Genomic DNA, 18,829 nt, shown 5'->3' on the forward strand with positions numbered 1-18,829 from the left:
ATACCGCTTGGTCGCCATCCAAAGCTCCGTGTCGCAACACGGAACCCTATGAATCAGCGATCAACCCGATTGGGAATCCTGAATGTCGATCCGGCCTAGGGATCACGCAGGTCCAAGCGCAGGCCGACAGGCGCGCCGTAGTCGAAGATGTAGAAGGCGTAACGCTCGAGCGACACGGCCTCGGTGAAGCCTGCAATGTCATCGGCGAGACGGTCGAACGTGCAGCCGAACGCTCCGCGCGGCGGCGCCTTGGACTGGCCGAAGCCGTAAAGGTCGGGGGTAGCGAGATGGAAGCGGTTGGTGAGCAGCGGGATCAGGTCATGGAGCACGTGGCTCGACGCCGAAAACCGTGCAGAAGCAGTAGTGTCGGCTTCCAGCGGTTGCCCGGTTCGCAATAGAAGACCTCGACGCCGTCGACGTCGACGGTCTGGTAGTGAACGTCCGTCATGCGTGCTCTCCTTGAATGTTCGTCGTTGATGCCGACGCCGCCCGCAGCGCGGCGTTCTCGGTTTCGAGCGCGGTGAGACGGTCGTGCAAAGGGCGGATGGCCTCGTCGATCTCGGCTTGCGTGAAGCGCGGGACGATGTGCTGCGGGCAGTTCCAATCGAAGGCTTCGAGCCGTAGCCGGACGATGCGCTCGATCCTCGCCCGGTAGCCGGGAACCGCGACGAGGTCGGCGAGCGCCGGCTCCGCGTCCGGCGCGACGATCTCGGCCTGCGCATAGATCTTCAGTCGCGCCCGGCGCCGATAGTCCATCAGGATCAGGCAGGTCCGACCGTCGGCGGCAAGGTTGCCGGTGCTGATGTACTGACGGTTGCCCGCATAATCGGCGAAGGCGAGCGTCCGGCCGTCGACGAGTTTCAGGAAGCCGCGCGGGCCTCCGCGATGCTGGACGTAGGGCCAGCCGGTTTCGGAAACGGTCGCCATGTAGAAGCTGTCGCGCTCGGCGATGAAAGCCTCTTCGCTCCCGGTGAAGACATGGGACGCGCGCTCGCCCGCGAAGTCGCGCCAGAGGTGGTCGGTGCCCATGGCGACCTGCGCAGCGCGCACGCTGGGTGTGATCGCGATGTCGAGGAAGCCGTAGGACATTGGCGGTGGTCCCCTGGTTGCGAGCCGGTCGGCTCTTCTCCCCGACAAATGACCCTTTCCATGAAAGGGCGGAATACGGCAGGATCGCAAATCACCTGACCGGAAACCGGAAAGACGAATGGACCGCCTCGAAGCCATGACCCTTCTGCGGGAGGCGGTGGACCGCGGCAGCCTGTCGGCCGCGAGCCGGGCCTTGCGCGTTCCGGTGCCGACGCTCAGCCGCAAGATCACAGACCTGGAGAGACGGCTGGGCACGAAGCTCCTCGTCCGCACCACGCGCAGCCTGACGCTCACCGACGCCGGCATCGCCTATCTCGCCGCGGCCCGGCGCATTCTCGACGAGGTGGACAGCGCCGAGCGCGAAGCGGCCGGCGAGTTTTTCGAGCCGAAGGGGGAGCTCGTGCTGACCGCCCCGATCCAGTTCGGTCGCCTCCATGTCCTGCCGGTGGTGGCGGACTTTCTCGACCAGTTTCCTCAGATCGATATTCGGCTGGTCCTCTCCGACCGCAACGTCCATCTCGTCGACGACCATGTCGACATGGCGGTGCGCATCGGCCGACTGCCAGACAGCGCCATGGTCGCGACCCGGATCGGCACCATGCGCATCGTGGCAGCTGCAAGCCCGGTTCTCCTCGCCAGACACGGCGTCCCCAGGGCCCCGGAGGATTTGCGCGACCTGCCCGCCGTCGCGGTGGACGGACCGATGCCGGAAGCGAACTGGCGCTTTCGTCCCTCGGGCCAAGCAGCGTCGATCGACGTCCCGCTGAAGCCGCGTCTCTCGGTGACCACGACCGAGACCGCGGTCGACGCGGCGGTCCGGGGTGTCGGTATCGTTCGGCTGCTGCACTATCAGGTGGTCGAGGCGGTGGAGGCCGGGCGGCTGCAACTCGTCCTCGAAGGGTTCGAACCCGAACCGGCACCCGTTCATCTGGTTCACGCGTCGCGTGGGCAGATGCCGCTCAAGCTGCGCCGCTTCCTCGACGTCGCCGCCCCGGCCTTGCGCGAACGGCTTGCTCGGCTTTCGCGACCCGAGGACAAAGCGTGACCGACGGCTCGCCTCGACGGCCGCCGTTTTAGCGTCGGCGAGGCGCCGGACCGGCCAGAAAGCCCGTCGCCATCACTCGGAAGGCTTCGATCGCTTTGGGCAGGACGGCGCGCGGCTCGTCGCTGGCGGCCACCCAAAGGGCGGCGTTGAGGGCGGCGCCGCAAAGGAGCCGGGCCGCGGCCTCGACGTCGACGGTCTTCATGACCCCGCTGGAGACAAGTCCGGCGACCGCCTGCTTCGTCAGTTCGAGGCAGGCGTTCTGGCTCGGCATCGGCGCCGAAGGGCCGACGGCATGCTCCGAAGACAAGGACAGCGCATGCACATCCTGATCGTGACCGCCCATCCCGATCCTCGATCCTACACCCATGCAGCTATCGCTCGTCTCGTCGCCGGACTGGAAGCGAACCCGGGCACCACGCACGAGATCGTCGATCTCGCGGCCGAGGGCTTCGATCCCCGGTTCACCGCCACCGACCACGACCATTTCAAGGGGCGAGCGGAGCACGGGGAGGACATCCTCTTCGAACAGCGGCGCATCGACAGGGCCGACGTTCTGGTGCTCGTCTTCCCGGTCTACTGGTGGTCCATGCCGGCCGTCATGAAGGGCTGGATCGACCGTGTCTTCACGTCCGGCTGGGCGTATATCGACGATCCCGAGACCGGAACGACGCGATTGCTGGGCCGGCTGAAGGGGCAGGTCGTCGCGATCGGCGGCGCCGATCGGCGCACCTATGAGCGCCGGAACTATCTGGATTGCCTAAACACGCAGATCGTCCAGGGCATTTTCGGCTATTGCGGCATCCATGCCGCGGGCCTGGATCTTCTGCTGCCGCTCGATGCCGGCAGCGAAGCCGAGGGCCTGCAACGCGCCTTCCAGATCGGGCAGCGCCTGTCGGGCGAAACATCCTGACTCTCCGCCTCTGCCGCCGTATATCGAGAAACAGGCCGGTCGCGATCCGCTCATCTCGGACCGAACCGCCGATACCAAGCGGGCCGAAGGCCGATCGCCCACGGCCGATTGCGCAGACAAGGACGGCTTCGTTCCTGTCCCGATCCGGCGTGAGACATCATTTCCGATGCGGCAGCGATCCGAAAGCGGACCGGCCCCGTTCTTCAGCGATGGCGCCTTGTTTGCGCGTGCAGAGCGCGGTGCGGGCCTCAGACCGAGATGGGAGGCAAGAAGGCCCGCGTATAGGGATGGGCCGGCCGGGACAGGACGACATGGAGCGACCGCGCATTCGAGGCGAACGGACAGGTGGCGTCGTCGGCGGCACGTCCTCTGCAGATCGGCTATGCTGATCCGACATCCAGTCGAAGGATCGCCGCAATGCTGATCGCCCATTTGTCCGACCCCCATATGCGTCCGCCGGGCGAGCTCTATCAGGGACTGGTGGACTCGAACGCCATGTTCGAGGCGGCCGTCCGGCATTTGAACGCGCTCGATCCCGCGCCCGACCTCGTCATCGTCACGGGCGATATCGTTGATCACGGCGAGCCTGCGGAATACGAGCGGGCCCGGAGCGCCTTGGCTGCGATCCGCCAACCTGTGCTGCTCCTGCCGGGCAATCACGACGAACGGGAAGCCTTCCGGGCGGCTTTCTTCGATCACGCCTATCTTCCGGAAACGGGGCCGCTGCATTTCGTCGTGGGCGACAAGGGTCCCGTGCGCATCGTCGGCCTCGACGTGACCGTGCCTGGCGACCATCACGGCGAGGCCGGCGTCGAGGCCTGCGCCTGGCTCGCAGCCCGGCTGTCGGAAGAGCCGGATCGTCCGACGCTTCTCATGCTGCATCAGCCGCCCTTCGAAGGCGGCATCGCCTGCATCGACGCCTACAACTGCCGGGACGGCGTGCGCCTTGCGGCGGTGCTGTTGGCGCATCCCCAGGTCGAGCGCGTTCTCTGCGGCCATGTGCACCGCTTCATGCTCGCCCGCTTCGCCGGCACGGTGCTGGTGACGGCCCCCAGCACGACGACGGCCATCGCGCTGAGGCTGGCGCCGGACGCCGAGCCGGCGTCCTATGTCGAGCCGCCGGCCTTCCTGCTGCATCTCTGGCGGGAGGGCGCCGGGCTCGTGACCCACTATGTCCCCATCGGTCGCTTCCCCGGGCCCATGCCGTTCTTCTGATCTCTCCGGCCCCGGATGCCGACCCATCCGGCCGTCGAAGGGTCATACGAAGGCCGGCCGTCTTCGCCGAGGTGGACCATACCCAGCCTTCCCTGCAGACTGGGCTCCGCGGCTACTGGCCGATGAGAAGCGTCGGCGCGAGTTCGGGCGTCGTCACCGAGAATCCGGCAGGTCCGACGTTGCGGAAGAACTGGCGGATGACGTCGATGCAGACGCGCACGAAGAGCGGCTTGGCGGCGCCGTACATGTCGATGACCTGCAGCGTCGGGGCCGGCAGATCGTCGAGCAGCGGCCGCCGGACGATCGACTTGCCGTCCGCCGTCGCGCGGCCGACCGGGCGCATGTTGAGGATCGAAACGCCGAAGCCGCAGGCCACGGCCGATCGCACCGTCTCGTAGGAGCGTGTGCGGAACCTCACTTCGGGCCGCTTGGCGAGAATGTCGAAGAGGGTCATCAGGTAGGTCGCCGTCTGCGGCAGGTCGAGAAGGACGAGGGGCCGCTCGGCCAGGTCCGCCAGCCACACCGCCTCGCGCCCGGCCAAGGGATCGTCGGCATGCAGCATGGCATGCGCCGGCACGCGGCAGATCGGCGTCACGCCGTTCGCCTCGATCGTGCCGATGTCGTAGACGATGGCGAGATCGATCAGGCCCGCGCCGAGCCAGGCCTGGATCTGCACCTGGTCCCCTTCCAGAAGCGCGATCTCGACGTCGCCGACGCTCTCGACATAGGTGCGCAGCATGTCGGGCATGAAGAGCGCGCCGAAGGGCTCGAAGCAGCCGATCCGCAGCACCTTCGGCACGCGCTGGCCGAGATCGCCAACGGCGCGGTCGAACTCGGTCGCGGCCAGGAGCATGGGCCGCGCCGCGAGAAGAAAGCGCTCGCCGGCCGGCGTCACCGTCGCGCCCCGCGCGGGGCGCCGGTCGAAGATCCGCGCGCCGATTTCGCCTTCGGCCAGATCGATGGCCGCCAGGATCGAGGACTGGGAAATGCTGAGGAGGCGCGAGGCCGCCTGCACGCTGCCGGACTGCTCGACGCACTGGATGTAGCGCAGGTGTCGGATCGTGAGGTTCATCAGCAGGGCTTCTTACATTTTATGGCAGGAAGCGTCCAAAGAATACATTTGATGAAAAAATGGAAGCCGCGCCACACTGCCTTCTAACCGGTCAGTCGCTTCGCTTCTCTAGCGACACCGGCCTCAGGAAGGATGGGTCGAATGCCTCCAGCCGCCTCGCTCGCCGCCCCCCTCGCCGATGCACCCGAGCTCGCACGGGTGGGCGCGGGCGCGCTGAGGACGGGCTATGCGAGCGGCGCGATCTCGCCGGTCGAGGTCGCGGAGGCGGTGCTCGACCGGGCCGAGGCGATCGATCCGGCCTTCAACGCCTTCACCCGGATCGACCGGGCCGGCGCCCTGGAAGCGGCAGCCGCTTCGCGGAAGCGCTGGCGCGACGGCAGCCCGCTGTCGGAGGTCGACGGCATCCCCGCGACGCTGAAGGACATCGTCTGGGTCGAAGGCTGGAGCGTGCGCTACGGCTCCACGACGACGAGTTCAAAGCCCTATGAGGCGGACGCGCCGGCGGTGCGCCTGCTGCGCGAGGCCGGCTGCGTCTTCATCGGGCAGACCACGACGCCGGAATTCGGCTGGAAGGCGATCACGGACTCCGCGCTGTGCGGCGTGACGCGCAATCCGCACGATCCGTCGAAGACGCCGGGCGGTTCCTCGGGCGGCGCAGCGGTCGCGGCGGCCGCGGGCGCGGGCGTCTTCCACCTCGGCACGGATGGCGGCGGCTCGATCCGCGTCCCCGCGGCCTTCAGCGGCATCGTCGGGCTGAAGCCGACGTTCGGCCGCGTGCCGGCCTTTCCCGCCAGCGCCTTCGGCACGGTCGCCCATCTCGGCCCCATGGCCCGCAGCGTGAGCGATACGGCCGCGATGCTGCGCGCCATGTCCGGCCGCAGCCCTCAGGACTGGGCGCAGGGGCCGGGTGCGCTGGCGCCCCTCGACGCTGCGCCCGCGGAGCTTGCCGGCCTCACCTTCGGCTATTGGTCGGAGCCGCCCGTCGGCACCGTGGACCCGGAGGTCCGCGCGAGCGTCGAGCGGGCGATCGAGGCGCTGCGGGCGGCCGGGGCGCGCGTCGAGCCGGTCGCGCTGCCGGGCGAGGACCTTCTCGACATCTTCCACCATCATTGGTTCAGCGGCGCCGCCGCGCGCCTGGCGCAGGTGCCGGCCGATGCGCGGGGCGCGATCGATCCGGGCTTTCTCGACATCGCCCGGCAGGGCGCCGCCTTCGGCGCGGCCGACCTCGTGGCCGCGCAGGTGAAGCGCGCCGAGTTCGGCGCGGCGATGGACCGGCTTCTCGCCGGACTGGACGGATTGCTGTCGCCCGGCGCCGCCATTCCCGCCTTCGGCGCGGGCCTCGAAGTGCCGGCGGACGGCCCCTACCGGCGCTGGACGGAGTGGGCGGGGTTCAGCTTCCCGATCAATCTCAGCCAGCAGCCAGCGCTGGTTCTTCCCTGCGGCCTCACCGCCGGCGGGCTGCCCGTCGGGCTTCAGATCGTCGGCGCGCGCGGCGAGGACGCCAAGGTCCTGGCCATCGGCGAGGCCGCCGAGCGCATCCTATCCGGCCTGCCGGCTTGAGCCGGACGGTCGCTGCCGCAACCCATCGTTTCGAACCCGAGGAGACAGGCGCCATGACAGGGATCAGCAGACGTTCGATGCTTCGGGGCGCGGTCGGCGCGGGTGCGGCGGGCACCATGCTGGCCGGCCTGAACGGCCCCGCGCGTGCTGAGGACACGACCCCGATCCCGATCGGCTCGGCCCTGCCGATGTCCGGGCTTGCCGCCGCCGACGGCATCGAGTTCAAGAACGGGCTGGATCTGGCCGTGGAGGAGATCAACGCGGCCGGCGGCGTGCTCGGGCGCCCGCTGGAGCTCCACGTCGAGGACACAAAGGAGATGGGGGCCGACCTCGTCAGCCAGTCCATGCAGCGGCTGATCGACCGCTACGAGACGCCGCTCGTCATCAACGGCTACAATCTCGGCACCAACATGATCGAGATGGACGTCGCCGCCGACAACGACGTCATCATGATGCACTACAACACGCTGATCTCGCACAACGAGAAGTTCAAGACCGATCCCGCGCGCTACTACGGCTCCTTCCAGGGCGATCCGCCGGAATACTGGTACGGGCCGGGCTGTCTCGACTTCCTGAAGAAGCTTTCCGAGGGCGGCAGCTGGACCGCGCCGAACAAGAAGATCGCGATCATCCCCTCCGCCAACGAATATTCGATCGTGATCGCCAACGCGATCCGCGACAAGGCGGCGGAATACGGGTTCGAGGTCAGCCTCTTCGAGACCGTGCCCTTCCCGACGAACCAGTGGGGCCCGACGCTCGCCAAGCTCCGGCAGGACCCGCCGGCCGCGATCCTCGTGACGCATTTCCTGCCCCAGGACCTCGCCCAGTTCATGGTGCAGTTTCTGGCGCAACCGACCAACAGCCTCGTCTACATGCAGTACGGCCCCTCGCTTCCCGCCTTCCGCGAGATCGGCGGCGAGGCGATCAACGGCGTCGTCTATTCCACCGTCATCGGCTGCCTGCCCGACGAGTTCTCCGCCGCCTTCCGCAAGACCTACCGCGAGAAGTTCGGCCCGAACGCGGCCTATCTCACGGGCTCGCAGACCTATGACGGGCTGTGGATGTGGGCGCTCGCGGCCGCCATCGCCGGCGGCCCCGGCGCACCCTTCGAGAAGGAGCAGGTGGCCAAGGTCGCGGGCGCCATGCGCCGGCTCGTCTATCGCGGCGTCAACGGCACCTATCGCGCGGACCCGGAGGGCCAGTCCGCCTACTGCTATCCGACGCAGGTGGCCGATCCCTCGCTCGGCATGCCGCACCAGTTCCTCCAGCATCAGGACTACAAGACCGACGCCAAGCTGATCGCGCCCGCGCTCTACGCCAAGGACGCCTTCATCCTGCCGCCCTGGATCAAGGCGTGATCTCCACATGATCGCGACCGCCGATCCCATCCTCGTCTGCGAGGACGTCACCAAGCGCTTCGGCGCCCTGGCGGCCGTGGACGGCGTCTCGCTGTCCGTCCGGCGGGGCGAGATCGTGGGGATCGGCGGGCCGAACGGGGCGGGCAAGACGACGTTCTTCGACACCGTGACCGGCATCACGCCGGCGACCGGCGGGCGCGTCCTCTTCGAGGGCGCGGAGATTTCCGGTCTCGGGGCGGACCGGATCTGCCAGCTCGGCATCGCCCGCACGTTCCAGCTGAACGCGGCCTTCGAAAGCCTGACGGTGCGCGAGAATGTCGAGATCGCCGCCTATTTCGGGCGCACGCGCCGAAGCTTTCCGGGCTTTCGCCTCGGCTCCGCCGTCCGGCGCGAGGCGGAGGCGGCGCTCGACTTCGTCGGTCTTTCCGACAGAGCGGGCGAAACCGTCGCGAGCCTCCCCGTTCTCGACCGCAAGCTCCTGATGATCGCAGGCGCGGTCGCGACCAAGCCGGCCATGCTCTTTCTCGACGAGCCGGTGGGCGGGCTGAACGTCGCCGAGATCGACCGCATCATGGACCTCGTGCGCAAGCTGAAGGAAGCGGGGCTGACCATCGTCCTCATCGAGCACGTCATGCGCTTCCTCGTCGCCCTGTCGAGCCGCGTCGTCATCATGCACCACGGCAAGGTCATCTTCGAGGGACCGCCCGCCGCCGTCGCGGAGGATGCGACCGTGGTGGAGACCTATCTCGGCGAGGGCGCGAGCCGGCGCATGAAGTCCTATTTCCAGGGCGCGGAGGCGGGGGCATGACGCTCGCGCCACCCGTCCTCAGCCTCCACGGCCTCGTCTCCGGCTATGGCGAGCTGGAGGTCGTGAAGGGCGTCTCGCTGGACGTCGGAAAGGGCGAGTTCGTGACCGTCGTCGGGCCGAACGGGCACGGCAAGTCGACGCTTCTGAAGACGATCAGCGGCCTCGTGCCGGCGCGTCGGGGCGAGATCCGGATCGACGGGCAGAGGGTCGAGGGCCGGCCCCATGCGGTGGCCGCGCTCGGCATCGCCCACGTGCCGCAGGGCGATCTCCTCTTCTCCGAGATGAGCGTTCTCGAAAACCTTTTGATGGGCGCCTATCTGGCGCCCGGCAAGGCCGAGACCGCCCGCCGGCTGGAGGAGGTCTACGCGCTCCTGCCCAAGCTCGCCGACCGCCGGCACCAGATCGCCTCCACCCTGTCCGGCGGCGAGCGGCGGATGGTCGGCATCGGACGCGGGCTGATGATGGGCGGGCGCGTGCTCCTTCTCGACGAGCCCTCGCTCGGCCTCGCCCCGCTGATCATCGAGCAGATCTACGCCGTCATCGCCGAGCTCAGCCGGGCCGGGCGCACGATCCTCCTCGTCGAGGAGAACCCCGCCCGCGTCGCCGATCTCGCCGACCGGCTGCATCTTCTCGACGACGGGCGGATCGTCTGGTCGGGCCCGCCCGCCGAGCTGCTCGCGCGCGACGAGCTACTCGCAACCTATCTCGGAGGCTGAGGACCATGCAGGACATCGTCATGGCGATCCTCGTGGCAGGTCTGACCTCCGGCGCGCTCTACGCGCTGGCCACCGTCGGCCTGTCGCTCGTCTGGGGCTCGATGGGCATGCTGAACATGGCCCATGCCGCCATGCTGACGCTCGGCGGCTATGCCGCCTACACCGCCGTCACCGCGCTCGGGCTGCCCCTGCCGCTCGGCTTTCTCGCGGCGATCGCGGCCGGCAGCGCGGCCGGCGCGCTCCTCTACGTCCTCGTCGTCCGCAATCTCCTGAAGAGCGACCGGGCGAGCTTCGAATCCAACGTCATGATCGCGACGGTCGGCATCGGCATCGCGCTGGAGAACGCCATTCTGCTGACCTATGGCGGCCAGCCCCTGCGCCAGCCGCTGACGGTCTCCGGCACGATCGCGCTCGGGCCCGTCTCCGTGCCCGGCCAGAGCCTTGCCGTGATCCTCGTCGTGGTGGTCCTCATGGCGCTCCTGGCGCTTCTCCTCGGGCGCACGCGCATGGGCCGGGCAATCCGCGCCACCGCGCAGAACCGGGACGCCGCGCAGCTGATGGGCGTCGCGGTGGACCGGGTCTACTTCCAGGTGCTCGTCCTGTCCGGGGCGCTTGCGGGCGTCTGCGGCGTCATGGTCTCCTCCGTCACGCAGCTCTCCCCGCCGCTCGGCGCCGATCCCATGCTGAAGGCCTTCATCATGTGCGTCGTCGCCGGTCTCGGGAACCTGCCGGGCGCGGTCGCGAGCGCCTTCGGCCTCGCCCTCTTCGAGGCCTTCGTCCAATATGCCGCCGGGGCGCGCTGGGGCTTTCCCGCGCTTCTCTTCGTCGTCATCGCCGTCCTGATCTGGCGCCCGTCCGGCCTCTTCGGCCGCGCGCAGATCCGGCGCATGTGAGGGCACCATGAGCACGTCGTTCGTCTCCGTCCCCCTCTCCGCCGCCCGTCGCCCGCCCTCCCGCTCCGGCCGGACCGATCTCCTCGTCGCGCTGGTCGTGGTGGCCCTCGCCGTCGCCCTGCCCTTCTTCGTCGACAGCCGCTACGTGCTCGGGCAGGTCGTGCTCGCGCTGTTCTATGCGACCGTCGCCTCGCAGTGGAACCTGCTCTTCGGCTTCTCCGGCATCTTCTCGCTGGCCCAGATGGCGATCTTCGCGGTCGGGGGATACGCGACCGCCATGCTCTGCTTCTATCTCGGCTTCTCCGTCTGGGGCGCGCTCGTCCCCGGCGCGCTCGCCGCCGTCCTCTTCTCGCTCGTCATCGGGCTGGCCTGCCTGCGCCTCACCGGCGTCTACGTGGCGCTCCTGACCCTCTGCATCGCGCAGACGCTCTATGTGCTCATCGTCACCGACACCGAATGCTTCACCATGGTCGGCTCGATCTGCCGGCAGTTCACGGGCGGGGCCGTCGGCTTCGCGCGCTTCGGCGATCTCGGCACGCGGGCGGCGCTGAAGGGCCAGTGGCTCGTCGGAAACTACGCCATCGTCGCCGTCCTCTTTTCGGCTACGATGCTCTTCACCTATGCCGTGGTGAAGAGCCCGATCGGCCTCGCCTTCCGCGCGCTGAAGGACAATCCGGCCTATGCGGTGGCGCGCGGCGTCGGGCGCTTCCAGGCGCAGCTCCTCGTCTTCGGCATCTCCGCCTTCTTCACCGGCCTTGCCGGCGGTCTCTACGCCGCGCATTTCCAGGCGATCGGGCCGGGTGTCCTGTCCATGTCGCAGCTGATGTTCATCATCGCGATCACGGTCGTCGGCGGCGTCGGAACGTTCTGGGGGCCGCTGGTCGGCACGGTCGTCCTGATGGCGGCGGACGAGGCGATGCGCGAGGCCGGCGAGTTCCGCACGCTCGGCCTCGGCCTCATCATCGCGGCCTCGATCGTGCTCATGCCGCGCGGGCTCGTCGGGCGCATGGGCGATCTCCTCGCCTGGACCCGACGCCGCGCCCGGCCCTCCTCCGCTCCCATCCCGCAAGACATGCCGGCCTCCGCCGGAAAGTGAGGTTCGATGTTCGACACCATCATCGTCGGGGCCGGCTCGGCCGGCTGCGTTCTCGCCAACCGTCTCAGCGCCGATCCGACGCGCAAGGTGCTCGTGCTGGAGGCCGGGGGGGCAGCGCCCCTCGCCTCCGACGTGCCCTCGGACTGGCCGACCATGTTCAACACCCATGTCGACTGGGGCTACTACACCGAGCCGCAGGCGGGCTGCCGGGGCCGGCGCATCTTCTGGCCGCGCGGGCGCATGGTCGGCGGCTCCGGCGCGCTGAACGCCATGATCTACATTCGCGGCCTGCCCTCCGACTATGAGGGCTGGGCCGCGCAGGGATGTCCCGGCTGGTCCTGGGCCGACGTGCTGCCGGCCTTCATCGCCTCCGAGCACAATGCCGAACTCGGCAACGATCCGCTGCACGGGCAGAACGGCCCGCTGCACATCGGCAACGTGCCCCATGTCGATCCGAATGAGCGGCTCTGGATCGAGGCCTGCGAGAAGGCCGGCTATCCGTTCAATCCCGACTTCAACGGTCCGAGCCAAGAAGGCGTCGGGCTCTTCCAGTTCACCATCAAGAAAGGCGAGCGCTGGGGCACGGGCAAGGCCTATCTCCGCCCCGCGCTGGAGCGCGCCAATCTCACCGTGAAGACCGGCGTCACCGCCACCGGCCTCGTCGTCGAGGGCGGCCGCGTCACGGGCATCCGCTATCTTGTGGGCGGCGTGCCGGAAACGGCCTATGCGGGAGAGGTCGTGCTCTCTTCCGGCTCGATCGGCACCTGCCAGCTCATGCTTCTCTCCGGCATCGGCCCGGCCGACGAGCTGTCCTCGGTCGGCGTCGCGCCGGTCCACGACCTTCCCGGCGTCGGCAAGGACCTGCAGGACCACATCAACATTCCCATCACCTTCTACACCCGGGAGAAGATCGGCGTCGGCGCCTGGACCGAGGAGACGCTCGCCCGCGACTTCGCCGAATGGAAGGCGACCCGCTCCGGCCCGCGCTCCTCGCCCTGGGTCGCGGCCGGCGGCTTCGTGAAGAGCCGGCCCGGCATCGAGCCGGACCTCCAGCTCTACGGCGCGATCAGCCCGCATCGCGACTATGTCCGCTTTCTTTCCTCCAAGCCCGGCATCACGCTCCACACGACGCTGCAGCGGCCGGACAGCCGGGGCGAGATCCGCCTTCGCACCGCCGATCCGCTGGAGCGCCCGATGATCGATCCGCGCTATTTCGCGAGCGATCCCGACGGCTCGGATCTTGCGACCATGGTCGAGGGCGTGCGCATCAGCCGGCGCATCGCGGCGCAGTCGCCGCTGGCCGAGCTGATCGAGGGCGAGGTCTCCCCCAGTGCGGACTGCGAGAGCGACGAGGAGATCGCCACCTACATTCGCGGCCATTGCACCACGCTCTACCACCCGACGAGCACCTGCCGGATGGGCACGGATGCGATGGCCGTCGTCGATCCCGCCACGATGAAGGTCCGCGGACTGGAGGGCCTGCGGATCGCCGATGCCTCGGTCTTCCCGAAGATGGTCTCCGGCAATACCAATGCGCCCACGATCATGATCGCCGAGCGGGCCTCGGCCATGATCATCGGCGGCTGACGACGCGAAGCGGTCCAGAGTCCGTCGGGTTCGTTCCGAACCAGCCAAGCTCTGGATTCCTTCGTTGTCGCTTGTCGTTTCGGGACAACCGATTTCCACTGATCCCTGACAAACTCTCGGGAGGACGAGATGGCCACAGGCTGGAATTTCCACGAGCTCTACCTCTGGCACGAGACCGGCAATGCCGCCGGCCTCTTCCCGCCCGGCCTGACGATCGAGCCCGGCCAGCATTTCGAGAATGCCGAGACCAAGCGGCGCTTCCGCAACCTGATGGAGGTCTCCGGCCTTCTCGACCGGCTGACGCCGATCTCCTCCGTCGAGATCGACGCCGAAGACCTCGCCCTCGTTCACGACCGGGCCTATGTCGAGCGCATCCGCGCCATGAGCGCCGAACGCGGAGGCGACGCGAGCCCGCTGACGCCCTTCGGCGCCGGCAGCTACGAGATCGCCTGCAAGGCGGTGGGCGGCACGACGGCCGTGATGGACGCGGTGCTGAAGGGCGAGATCGCCAACGGCTACGCGCTCGTGCGCCCGCCCGGCCACCATGCGGAGCCAGAGGTCGGCATGGGCTTCTGCCTCTTCGCCAACATTCCCCTGGCCATCGCCAAGCTGAAGCCCGTCCACGGCTTTTCGCGCGTCGCGACGGTGGATTGGGACGTCCATCACGGCAACGGCACGCAGGCCGTCTTCTACGACGACCCATCGGTCCTCACGATCTCGCTGCACCAGGATCGGCTCTATCCGCACGCATCGGGCCTTCGCGAAGAGCGCGGCACGGGCGCCGGCGAGGGCTACAACATCAACGTGCCCCTGCCCGCCGGCTCGGGCCACGGCGCTTATCTCGCGGCCTTCGAGCGCGTGGTGCTGCCGGCGCTGCGGCGCTACAGGCCCGATCTCATCGTCGTGCCGTCGGGCTTCGACGCGGCCGCCGTCGATCCGCTCGGCCGGATGATGCTCCACAGCGGCACCTATCGCGAGATGACGCGCCTCCTGATGGAGGCGGCGGACGAGCTGTGCGGCGGGCGGCTCGCGATGTCGCACGAGGGCGGCTACTCCTCCTCCTACGTGCCCTATTGCGGGCTGGCGGTGATGGAGCAACTCTCCGGCTGGCGCTCGGCCGTCGACGATCCCTTCCTGCCGGTCTTCCAGGCCTACGAGGGCCAGACGCTCCGCCCCCACCAGGAGGCCGAGATCATGAAGGCGGCCGATCTCGTCGAGGCCCTCCGCTGACGGTCCGGCCAGAACATGGCGATGCCAAAGGGGAATGCGAGATGACGACATCGGCCTTCGACGCCGGCCGGCCCGCCGGCACCGGTCTCGCCAACTGGCGGGAAGCGCCGCAGAACCGGTGGAGCTTCCGCCACGTGCGCGAACTCGTGCCGTCCGCGCGCGTCCGGGCGCCGACGACGGGCGGCGCCGAGCCGGATGCGCCCGGCGGCGCGTTGGACGGGCTGGACGTCGAGCTTCCCGGCGGGGCACGGGGTGGCCTCGCCTCGCTCCTTTCCGCCACCCGTGCCGACGAGCTTCTCGTCTGGAAAAGCGGGCGGGCGGCCTATCATTGGGCGGCGCCCGACAGCGACCCGGCCGAGCCGCATCTCCTCTTCTCCGTCTCGAAGTCGATCACCGCGCTCCTCGCCGGCATTCTCGAAGGGCAAGGCCTCCTCGATCCGGAAGCGCCCGTCACGACCTATGTTCCCGAGATGGCGGCGTCCCCGGCCTATGGCTCGGCCAGCGTGCGCGACGTGCTCGACATGGCCGTCAGCCTCGATTTCGAGGAAAGCTATCTCGATCCGGACGGCGCCTTCGCGCGCTATCGCCGCGCCATGCTCTGGAACCCCTGCCCGCCCGGCGCGACCGAGGGCGATCTCCTGACCTTCCTCGCCACCCTCCGGCGCCAGGACCATGCGCACGGCACGCGCTTTCACTACGCCTCGCCGAACGCCGATCTTCTCGGCATCATCGTCGAGCGGGCGGGCGGCGCGCCCTATGCGACGCTGCTCCAGACGCTGCTCTGGCAGCCCATGGGCGCGCGGGACGACGCCTCCGTCACGCTCGACCGGCGCGGCGCGGCGCGCGCGGCCGGCGGCGTCTCGGCGACGGCGCGCGATCTCGCCCGGCTCGGCGATCTCGTCCGGCGCGGCGGCGGCGGCATCGTTCCCGCCGCCTTCGTCGAGGATCTCTGGCGCGGCGGCAGCCGGGAGGCCTGGCTCGCGGCGGAGGACCCGGTCGAATCCATGCCGGAGGCGCGCTATCGCAGCCAATGGTATGCGGTCGGAGACGAGAACGACTGCCTCTGCGCCATCGGCATTCACGGACAGTGGATCTTCATCGATCCGACCCGCGAGACCGTGATCGTGCGTCTGGCCTCGCAGGCCCTGCCGCTCGACGACGCGATCAAGCTCGCGACGGTGCGAAGCTTCCACGCCATCGCCCGGGCGCTCTGAACGCCGTTCCGGCGCACGACGCTGCGCCGGTGCACCTTCGGAATTTTTGGTCGATCGACTTGTAGTGCCGAGATTTTGTGCTTAGCCTGCAACTGCATCGCTTGGCAGCAGGTGGGTGCGAAAAGCCGGATGTTCCTCGCGGAGGGAGAGGCTCTTGAACGCCGTCGATGCCGGCCTGTCCGCCGCCGTGGAGATCCGCCGCATCTCCAAGACCTTCGGCTTCGGCGCCACGGTCTTCACCGCGCTGGACGATGTGAGCCTCGCGATCCGGCGCAACGAGTTCTTCACGCTTCTCGGCCCCTCCGGCTGCGGCAAGACCACCCTTCTCCGGCTCATCGCGGGTTTCGAGTTTCCGACCACCGGCGAGATCCGGCTCGAAGGCGCCGACATCGCGGCCCTTCCGCCCTTCAAGCGGCCGGTCAACACCGTCTTCCAGAACTACGCTCTCTTCCCGCACATGACCGTCGCCGAGAATATCGGCTTCGGGCTGAAGATGCTCGATCGTCCGAAGGCGGAGATCGCCGCGACGGTCGACCAGATGCTGCGGCTGGTGCGCATGGAGCCGATGCGCGACCGCATGACCTCGGCCATTTCAGGCGGCCAGCAGCAGCGCGTGGCGCTCGCCCGTGCGCTCGCGCCGCGCCCCAAGGTGCTTCTCCTCGACGAGTCCCTCTCGGCGCTCGACCTGAAGCTCCGCCGCGAGATGCAGGTCGAACTGAAGCGCCTCCAGGCCGAAACCGGCATCACCTTCGTCTTCGTCACGCACGACCAGGACGAGGCCATGGCCATGTCCGACCGGGTGGCCGTGATGAGCGCCGGCCGGGTGCACCAGGTCGGCACGCCGCGCGACATCTACGACCGGCCGCAGAGCCGCTTCGTCGCCGACTTCATCGGCGAGACCAATTTCTTCGAAGCCGAAGTCCTCGCCGTCGAGGGCGCCGTCGCCGAGGTTCTGGTGGCCGGCGAGCGCCGCGCGCGCGTTCCCTGGCGCCACGGCCTGCCACCGTCCGGCAAGGCCACGCTGGTCGTCCGGCCGGAACATCTGCGTCTCGCGCCCTCCGGGTCCGGCACGGGACTGCCCGCCATCGTCGAGAGCACCGTCTTCGGCGGCGCGGACACGAAGGTCCTCCTGCGCTTCGCCGGTCGTCCCGCGCCCCTTCTCGTGCGCGTGCCGAACGGCCCCGGCTCGGCCGCGCCGCCCGAGCCGGGCGCGCCGTTGGAGGTCGTCATGGCAGACGGGGCGGCGACCTTGCTCGCCGAGGCGCCATGAGCGAAGCGGCCTTTCCCTTCGTGCCGGAGGAAGCGGCCGCCGCGAAGGGGCCTGTGCCCGTCAGCCGGCATTCCGGCGCCCGCTGGCTTCTTTCCGCGCCCGCGCTCCTGATCATCCTTCTCGCAAGCCTCGGGCCGCTCCTCGTCGTCCTCGTCTACTCCTTCCTCTCGCCCGGCCCCTATGGCGGCGTCGTCTGGTCCTTCTCCACGGACGGCTGGGTGCAGGTCGTCTTCCAGCGCGACATCTTCGACGACACGCTGACCCTTGCCGACGCGCATCTCTCGATCTTCCTGCGCTCGCTCTGGCTGTCGCTGGCGACCACCGTCGCGACCCTCCTGCTCGGCTTTCCCGTCGCCTGGTTCATCGCGACGCGGCCCCCGCGGCGGCGCGGCTTCTACCTCTTCCTGATCACGCTGCCCTTCTGGACCAACATCCTCATCCGCACCTTCGCGGTGATCGAGGTGATCCGCAACGAGGGCGTGCTCAACTCGCTGCTCCTGAAGGCGGGGCTGATCCAGCAGCCGATCCAGATCCTCTTCACGGACACCGCGATCATGATCGGCATGGTCTACGTCTATCTGCCGCTGATGGTCCTGCCGGTCTATGCGACGATCGAGCGGCTCGACTTCCGCCTGATGGAGGCGGCCTACGATCTCTATGCGACGCGCTGGGCGGCGCTGACCCGCATCGCGCTGCCGATCGTCAAGCCCGGCATCGTGGCGGGCTGCATCCTCGTCTTCATTCCCTCGCTCGGCGCCTACGTGACGCCGCGCGTGCTCGGCGGCGGGCGCCAGCTGATGATCGGCAACCTGATCGAGCTTCAGTTCGGGCAGGGGCGCAACTGGCCGCTCGGCTCCGCCCTGTCGATCGCGCTTCTCGTGCTCGTGATGATCGCCCTCATCGTCTATGTCCGCTCGGCGGCGGCCGGCGAGGGAGGCGCGCGCCATGGCTGACGCGACCGCCCGTTTCGACGTCCGGCACATTCCCGGATTCACCGCCGCCTCTGTTCTCGTCTTCGCGCTGCTCTACGCGCCGATGGTCGTGCTGGTCGCCTATTCGTTCAACGCGGGCGACTCGATCGCCGCCTGGCGCGGGCTTTCGCTGCGCTGGTACCAGTCTGCGCTCGCCAATCAGGCGATCCAGGAGGCGACGCTCAATTCGCTGCTGATCGCGGCCTTCGCCACCGTTCTCGCCACGATCGCGGCGACGCTCGCCGCGCTCGGCACGGCGCGCGGGCGCCCGTTTCGAGGACGCACCGCGATCTATGCCGCGATCAACCAGCCGCTGATCGTGCCGGAGATCGTCACCGGCATCGCGCTTCTCATCGTCTTCGCCGCGATCAAGGTGGCGACCGGCTATACCGGCTTCGGCTATCTGATCGCCGCCCACACCGCCTTCTGCATTCCCTTCGCCTATCTGCCGATCCGCGCGCGGCTCCAGTCGCTGGACCCCGTGCTGGAGCAGGCGGCGGCCGATCTCTACGCGCGGCCGATCCAGGCCTTCCGCCATGTCACGCTGCCCCTGCTCGCGCCGGGCATCGTCGCCGGCGCCATGCTCGCCTTCGTCACCTCGCTCGACGACGTGGTGATCAGCGAACTCGTGAAGTCCGGCGGGCAGGAGACGCTGCCCACCTATCTTCTCGGCCAGGCCCGGCGCGGGATGACGCCGGAGATCAACGCCGTCTCCACCCTGCTTCTCGCCTTCTCGATCCTCGTCGTGACCGCGAGCTACCTCCTCACCCGCCCGAAATCCTGACAGCCTGGGAG

Annotated in this window: 20 protein-coding genes; 15 read left to right on the forward strand and 5 right to left on the reverse strand. The window is 68.8% G+C overall.

The annotated features are described in order from the left end of the window. Positions 1–95 precede the first annotated feature (95 nt). From ASG62_RS08220 to ASG62_RS08225, 3 genes are read right to left on the reverse strand one after another with little or no spacing between them, the layout of a single operon-like run. Complete coding sequence (locus tag ASG62_RS08220) at positions 96–329, reverse strand: alpha/beta fold hydrolase (protein ID WP_056687693.1); 234 nt, start codon at positions 327–329, stop codon at positions 96–98. Next, positions 314–448 (reverse strand): alpha/beta fold hydrolase, encoded by a 135-nt coding sequence (locus ASG62_RS27815; RefSeq protein WP_274532610.1) that lies wholly within the window; start codon positions 446–448, stop codon positions 314–316. The genes ASG62_RS08220 and ASG62_RS27815 overlap by 16 nt, the downstream gene beginning before the upstream one ends. Further along, a complete protein-coding gene (locus tag ASG62_RS08225) occupies positions 445–1,089 on the reverse strand; it encodes a pyridoxamine 5'-phosphate oxidase family protein (protein ID WP_056687695.1) in 645 nt (214 codons plus the stop codon). The genes ASG62_RS27815 and ASG62_RS08225 overlap by 4 nt, the downstream gene beginning before the upstream one ends. Positions 1,090–1,207: 118 nt before the next feature. Here ASG62_RS08225 and ASG62_RS08230 point away from each other — a divergent pair, with 118 nt between their 5' ends. Then, a complete protein-coding gene (locus ASG62_RS08230) occupies positions 1,208–2,134 on the forward strand; it encodes a LysR family transcriptional regulator (RefSeq protein WP_056687698.1) in 927 nt (308 codons plus the stop codon). A 28-nt stretch (positions 2,135–2,162) separates the two neighbouring features. Here ASG62_RS08230 and ASG62_RS08235 read toward each other — a convergent pair whose 3' ends face one another. Further along, positions 2,163–2,405, reverse strand: coding sequence for a hypothetical protein (locus ASG62_RS08235; protein WP_413814189.1), 243 nt, complete (start codon positions 2,403–2,405; stop codon positions 2,163–2,165). 45 nt (positions 2,406–2,450) lie between these two features. Between ASG62_RS08235 and ASG62_RS08240 the strand changes: the two genes are divergently transcribed. Next, entirely contained in the window at positions 2,451–3,044 is a 594-nt protein-coding gene (locus tag ASG62_RS08240; RefSeq protein WP_056687701.1) for an NAD(P)H-dependent oxidoreductase, read from the forward strand. 417 nt (positions 3,045–3,461) lie between these two features. Continuing rightward, positions 3,462–4,259, forward strand: coding sequence for a phosphodiesterase (locus tag ASG62_RS08245; protein ID WP_056687705.1), 798 nt, complete (start codon positions 3,462–3,464; stop codon positions 4,257–4,259). A gap of 112 nt (positions 4,260–4,371) precedes the next feature. Here ASG62_RS08245 and ASG62_RS08250 read toward each other — a convergent pair whose 3' ends face one another. Beyond that, complete coding sequence (locus tag ASG62_RS08250; protein WP_056687708.1) at positions 4,372–5,331, reverse strand: LysR family transcriptional regulator; 960 nt, start codon at positions 5,329–5,331, stop codon at positions 4,372–4,374. 141 nt (positions 5,332–5,472) lie between these two features. Between ASG62_RS08250 and ASG62_RS08255 the strand changes: the two genes are divergently transcribed. From ASG62_RS08255 to ASG62_RS08310, 12 genes are all read left to right on the forward strand, one after another. Next, the gene (locus ASG62_RS08255; RefSeq protein ID WP_056687711.1) at positions 5,473–6,891 is read left to right on the forward strand and encodes an amidase; all 1,419 of its coding nucleotides are present in this window, start codon (positions 5,473–5,475) and stop codon (positions 6,889–6,891) included. A gap of 53 nt (positions 6,892–6,944) precedes the next feature. Next, positions 6,945–8,249: an ABC transporter substrate-binding protein gene (locus ASG62_RS08260; protein ID WP_056687715.1), complete on the forward strand. Its 1,305-nt coding sequence runs from the start codon at positions 6,945–6,947 to the stop codon at positions 8,247–8,249. A 7-nt stretch (positions 8,250–8,256) separates the two neighbouring features. Next, positions 8,257–9,057: an ABC transporter ATP-binding protein gene (locus ASG62_RS08265; protein WP_056687718.1), complete on the forward strand. Its 801-nt coding sequence runs from the start codon at positions 8,257–8,259 to the stop codon at positions 9,055–9,057. Further along, entirely contained in the window at positions 9,054–9,773 is a 720-nt protein-coding gene (locus ASG62_RS08270; protein ID WP_056687721.1) for an ABC transporter ATP-binding protein, read from the forward strand. Before ASG62_RS08265 ends, ASG62_RS08270 begins: the two co-directional genes overlap by 4 nt. Before the next feature lie 5 nt (positions 9,774–9,778). Then, on the forward strand, positions 9,779–10,666 hold the full coding sequence (locus ASG62_RS08275) for a branched-chain amino acid ABC transporter permease (protein ID WP_056687725.1): 888 nt from the start codon (positions 9,779–9,781) through the stop codon (positions 10,664–10,666). A 7-nt stretch (positions 10,667–10,673) separates the two neighbouring features. Further along, entirely contained in the window at positions 10,674–11,762 is a 1,089-nt protein-coding gene (locus tag ASG62_RS08280; protein ID WP_056687728.1) for a branched-chain amino acid ABC transporter permease, read from the forward strand. A gap of 6 nt (positions 11,763–11,768) precedes the next feature. Continuing rightward, positions 11,769–13,349, forward strand: a complete 1,581-nt coding sequence (locus ASG62_RS08285) for a GMC family oxidoreductase (protein ID WP_056687731.1) — start codon at positions 11,769–11,771, stop codon at positions 13,347–13,349. Positions 13,350–13,478: 129 nt separating this feature from the next. Next, the gene (locus tag ASG62_RS08290; RefSeq protein WP_056687735.1) at positions 13,479–14,579 is read left to right on the forward strand and encodes a class II histone deacetylase; all 1,101 of its coding nucleotides are present in this window, start codon (positions 13,479–13,481) and stop codon (positions 14,577–14,579) included. A 41-nt stretch (positions 14,580–14,620) separates the two neighbouring features. Further along, positions 14,621–15,793, forward strand: a complete 1,173-nt coding sequence (locus tag ASG62_RS08295; RefSeq protein ID WP_056687738.1) for a serine hydrolase domain-containing protein — start codon at positions 14,621–14,623, stop codon at positions 15,791–15,793. Between the two features lie 154 nt (positions 15,794–15,947). After that, positions 15,948–17,063, forward strand: coding sequence for an ABC transporter ATP-binding protein (locus ASG62_RS08300; RefSeq protein WP_200944626.1), 1,116 nt, complete (start codon positions 15,948–15,950; stop codon positions 17,061–17,063). Next, the gene (locus ASG62_RS08305) at positions 17,060–18,016 is read left to right on the forward strand and encodes an ABC transporter permease (protein ID WP_082536850.1); all 957 of its coding nucleotides are present in this window, start codon (positions 17,060–17,062) and stop codon (positions 18,014–18,016) included. Before ASG62_RS08300 ends, ASG62_RS08305 begins: the two co-directional genes overlap by 4 nt. Then, positions 18,009–18,818, forward strand: a complete 810-nt coding sequence (locus tag ASG62_RS08310; RefSeq protein ID WP_056689317.1) for an ABC transporter permease — start codon at positions 18,009–18,011, stop codon at positions 18,816–18,818. The genes ASG62_RS08305 and ASG62_RS08310 overlap by 8 nt, the downstream gene beginning before the upstream one ends. Positions 18,819–18,829 lie beyond the last annotated feature (11 nt).

The organism is Aureimonas sp. Leaf427 (assembly GCF_001425485.1).
In the GTDB taxonomy this organism is placed as follows: Bacteria; Pseudomonadota; Alphaproteobacteria; order Rhizobiales; family Rhizobiaceae; genus Plantimonas.

Excerpts from the sequence above, each read along its gene's own strand:
- ASG62_RS27815 (WP_274532610.1), bottom strand. The coding sequence starts at position 448 with ATGACGGACGTTCACTACCAGACCGTCGACGTCGACGGCGTCGAGGTC.
- ASG62_RS08225 (WP_056687695.1), bottom strand. The coding sequence starts at position 1,089 with ATGTCCTACGGCTTCCTCGACATCGCGATCACACCCAGCGTGCGCGCT.
- ASG62_RS08230 (WP_056687698.1), top strand. The coding sequence starts at position 1,208 with ATGGACCGCCTCGAAGCCATGACCCTTCTGCGGGAGGCGGTGGACCGC.
- ASG62_RS08235 (WP_413814189.1), bottom strand. The coding sequence starts at position 2,405 with ATGCCGAGCCAGAACGCCTGCCTCGAACTGACGAAGCAGGCGGTCGCC.
- ASG62_RS08240 (WP_056687701.1), top strand. The coding sequence starts at position 2,451 with ATGCACATCCTGATCGTGACCGCCCATCCCGATCCTCGATCCTACACC.
- ASG62_RS08245 (WP_056687705.1), top strand. The coding sequence starts at position 3,462 with ATGCTGATCGCCCATTTGTCCGACCCCCATATGCGTCCGCCGGGCGAG.
- ASG62_RS08250 (WP_056687708.1), bottom strand. The coding sequence starts at position 5,331 with ATGAACCTCACGATCCGACACCTGCGCTACATCCAGTGCGTCGAGCAG.
- ASG62_RS08255 (WP_056687711.1), top strand. The coding sequence starts at position 5,473 with ATGCCTCCAGCCGCCTCGCTCGCCGCCCCCCTCGCCGATGCACCCGAG.
- ASG62_RS08260 (WP_056687715.1), top strand. The coding sequence starts at position 6,945 with ATGACAGGGATCAGCAGACGTTCGATGCTTCGGGGCGCGGTCGGCGCG.
- ASG62_RS08265 (WP_056687718.1), top strand. The coding sequence starts at position 8,257 with ATGATCGCGACCGCCGATCCCATCCTCGTCTGCGAGGACGTCACCAAG.
- ASG62_RS08270 (WP_056687721.1), top strand. The coding sequence starts at position 9,054 with ATGACGCTCGCGCCACCCGTCCTCAGCCTCCACGGCCTCGTCTCCGGC.
- ASG62_RS08275 (WP_056687725.1), top strand. The coding sequence starts at position 9,779 with ATGCAGGACATCGTCATGGCGATCCTCGTGGCAGGTCTGACCTCCGGC.
- ASG62_RS08280 (WP_056687728.1), top strand. The coding sequence starts at position 10,674 with ATGAGCACGTCGTTCGTCTCCGTCCCCCTCTCCGCCGCCCGTCGCCCG.
- ASG62_RS08285 (WP_056687731.1), top strand. The coding sequence starts at position 11,769 with ATGTTCGACACCATCATCGTCGGGGCCGGCTCGGCCGGCTGCGTTCTC.
- ASG62_RS08290 (WP_056687735.1), top strand. The coding sequence starts at position 13,479 with ATGGCCACAGGCTGGAATTTCCACGAGCTCTACCTCTGGCACGAGACC.
- ASG62_RS08295 (WP_056687738.1), top strand. The coding sequence starts at position 14,621 with ATGACGACATCGGCCTTCGACGCCGGCCGGCCCGCCGGCACCGGTCTC.
- ASG62_RS08305 (WP_082536850.1), top strand. The coding sequence starts at position 17,060 with ATGAGCGAAGCGGCCTTTCCCTTCGTGCCGGAGGAAGCGGCCGCCGCG.
- ASG62_RS08310 (WP_056689317.1), top strand. The coding sequence starts at position 18,009 with ATGGCTGACGCGACCGCCCGTTTCGACGTCCGGCACATTCCCGGATTC.